This is a genomic window from Occallatibacter sp. (genome assembly GCF_049582745.1).
Taxonomy (GTDB): domain Bacteria; phylum Acidobacteriota; class Terriglobia; order Terriglobales; family Acidobacteriaceae; genus Telmatobacter.
In genome coordinates this window covers 1-3,386 of sequence record NZ_JBAUUO010000105.1, presented here as the reverse complement: position 1 = coordinate 3,386, position 3,386 = coordinate 1, and the positions used below count along the sequence as shown (strand labels likewise).

General features: G+C 60.2%; 1 protein-coding gene. It reads right to left on the bottom strand.

Annotated elements, in window-relative coordinates:
• Nucleotides 1–341: 341 nt before the first annotated feature.
• Nucleotides 342–2,807 (bottom strand): ABC transporter permease, encoded by a 2,466-nt coding sequence (locus WCA10_RS16160; RefSeq protein ID WP_472823544.1) that lies wholly within the window; start codon nt 2,805–2,807, stop codon nt 342–344.
• Nucleotides 2,808–3,386: the final 579 nt, after the last annotated feature.

The window sequence follows — 3,386 nt, the reverse complement described above, 5'->3', positions numbered from 1 at the left end:
AGACAGCCTGACAAGGTCTTTTCGCCGTGTGACAAAAGGCCTCGAAAAACACCTCTCGTAAACCCCACCAAATCAACGGCCGGATCCATGAGATCCGGCCGTGTCAAAAGCTATAGCTTGAGTAACAGAGGCCGGTGTTTCTTCACGGTGACTCGCTGGCCACATCGGCGTTTCAGGACTGATCGGTGTAAACCAGCCTCGAAACGCGCTTTGGCCTGCTGTCGCCAACTGACAATTGACGTAAGAGCAAGCATTGGTGCGGTCTCGCTCCCCAGGGCACTTGACCGCACAGAACATTCCCCAAGAACGAATCGATACTGAGCGGCCGGCGATGGGAACGTCTATAACGTGCGAAGAGCGTCCATCGGCTGCAGTTTACTCGCACGCCGCGCCGGAAAGTAAATGGCCGCGAGCCCGATGCACGCCATGAGCGCGGTTCCACCGAGCATCGACACCGCGTCGAAATGAGGAATTCCATACAACAGGCTTACCAACAGACGGGTGAGCAGCATCGAGATCCCCAGGCCGATTGCGGTTCCAAGCCCCAGCAGACGCATGCCGCGGCGCAACACCCATGCCATGATGTGGGGTCGTGAGCCGCCGACTGCCATGCGCAGCCCGATCTCGCGCGTGCGGAGCGTGACGAAAAAGGACAGCACACCGTAGATTCCGGCGGCTGAGAGCAGCAGGCCAACCGCGCTCAACGCCGATGAGATGAGTACGCGATCGCGTTCGCTGGATGTGGTTTGATCGATCTGTTCTGCGAGCGTGGTAGCGGAGAGCATGGGCACGTTGCTATCGAGTTGGAAGAGCTCCCGGCGTATGGTGCCGATCATCTCGACGGGATTTCCGCGCGTGCGCACCAACAAGGTCGCCTCGCTGTCGGCTCCTTGCCAAAGCGAAAGATAGATAATGGGCCGCGGTTTTTCCGTGATGGATTTCCACTTGGAATCCTCAACGACACCCACAACCCTAAACTGCCGCGGATGAGCGAGGCTCTGTCCGAACATGCTGAGTGCGTTTACCCGCTGTCCGACTGCCTGCCCGGTGCCCCACAGTTGATTGGCCAGCGTGCGATTGACGATGGCAACACGCTCAGAACTCGGGCCGTCCTCATCGCTAAAGGCGCGACCGGCGAGCAAGCGCGTACCCATCACCGAAAAGTACTCAGGCCCGACCCATGTAAAGTTCGCCGCATATCCTTTTTGACCAGCGGGCGCGGCAGCTCCGGGCGGAAGCATTTCGAGCTGGGCTCCGCCGCTATTTTCGGACAATGGCGCTCGCACGGCGAGTGCCGCCCTTTCTACCCCGGGCAGCGTGTTCATTTGTTCCGCGACCGCCCTGTAATAGCTCGCGAGCTTAGCGCCCTCGTAATCGGCGAGTCCCGGCACCAGTTGGACAAGCAGCATGGGCTTTCGCACATTGAAACCTGGATCAACGCCCTCGATGTTGAAGAAGGTGCGAATTAGGAGTCCCGCGGCCACCAGCAGCACCAACGACAGCGCCACCTGCGCCGCGACGAGCAAATCCCGCAGCACCAGGCCGAAATCCCGCGAGACAACGATCTCGGTGCCTTTCAGGGCTTCGATGATCCGGACGCGCGAGGCCCTCCACCCGGCGACCAGGCCGAACACGGCGGCGATGAGAAGCGCTACGGCGCAGCTGGCGGACACAACCCTGGTGTCGAGGCGGAAATCGAATGCCGAGGCGCTCGCGCTGTTCACGATCAGCCGCGACATCGCGTCGATAATGGCTCTGGCGATGGCCAGTCCGATCGCGAGTCCCAGCGCCACCTGGACAACACTTTCGGCCATGAGTTGCTGCACCAGCCTGCGAGTGCTTCCACCGAGTGCGCGCCGCGTCGCAAACTCCTTGCGACGGCTCTCTGTACGGGTGAGTTGCAAGTTGACCACGTTCGCGCAGGCGATGAGCAGGACCATGGCTGCGATGGCTAGCAGCATCCAACCCTGGTGCTTGCTGGAAGCGTCGCGCGCCTCACGCTCGCTCTCAACGCGCAGGCTCAGATCCTTATCCGCATCGGGGTATGTTTGTTTCAGCCGCCCCTGGATCGTCTGCAGTTCGGCTCGTACGGCGGGCAACGAGGAGCCTTTCGCGATCCTGGCAAGGATGTCTTGCCGGCGTGACCCTCGCCTGGTAAAGCTTGCCGAGTCTCCGGTGATGTGCGTCCAGGTGGGGGCGGGTATCCACACCTGGACCCGCGTTCCCAGGTCCACCCCGTAAAACCTGCGCGGCATTACGCCGACGATGGTGACGGTTCCGTTCGACAACCGGATGTCTTTTCCGATGATGCCGCGGTCGGCGCCGAACTGTTGCTGCCATAACTCATGGCTGATGACGACCGGAAAATAGGCCTGCGCAAAATCGTTCTCAGTAAATGTGCGGCCGATCTCGGCCGTCACCCCAAGTGCGATGAAGTAGTTTGGCGAAACGGTATCGGCGGCGAGGTGCACGACCTCGCCGGGCAGGTGAAGCAGAGCGCCCCGATGCTCGTAGGCGATCACATCCTGGAGGAACTGGGATTGGTGGCGGATATCGAGGTAGTCGGCGTATGACGATTCCCCGTTTATCTCGATGCCGGATGCGCTGCGAGCTGTCGTGTTCACATGAAGCAGGCGGCTGGAATCCGGCACCGGTACAGGCCGCAACCAGGTCGCGTCCACGTAGCTGAGGATCACAGTGTTGGCCCCGATGCCAAGTGCAGTGGTGAGAACGATCACCGCTGTATGAGCGGGCCTGGCAATCACGGCTGCCAAGCTATGCCGCAGGTCTTGAATCACGGAGGTCATCGCGATTCTCCTCAAGCCATTTGGGTGATGTTGAAGAATTAGGTGCACGCGGCGGACCAAAAGCGACCGGGCCTTTGCGCCAAAACAATCAAGACCTTAGGGCGCCCGAGATGCGAGGCCGCTTCGGTGGGTCTTGTCCACTTTCGCCATGGGGTGTGCGTTTCCGGACAGCCGGGCGACAAGCTCAGCCCGGGTTATTGGGGCGGCTGATGGCCCAGATCTCCGCTCTGCACAAAACCAATATGGGTGCCCCAGAGCCCGCACTGAGCGTAGCCGAAGGGTCTACCGGTTTTGCAGACCTGGGAGGGAAGCTCGCGCCACCACTACTGTCCGCCATCGACCCTATTACTGATCCGTGCCGATTTCCCCCTGACCGTCAACGAGCGCATCATCGCCAGCGCACACAGCGACCGCAGATAGGGAACGAAAAGTCGGCTTATCGCGAGTAATTGTGTTACTCAAGCTATAGCTTTTGACACGGCCGGATCTCATGGATCCGGCCGTTGATTTGGTGGGGTTTACGAGAGGTGTTTTTCGAGGCCTTTTGTCACACGGCGAAAAGACCTTGTCAGGCTGTCT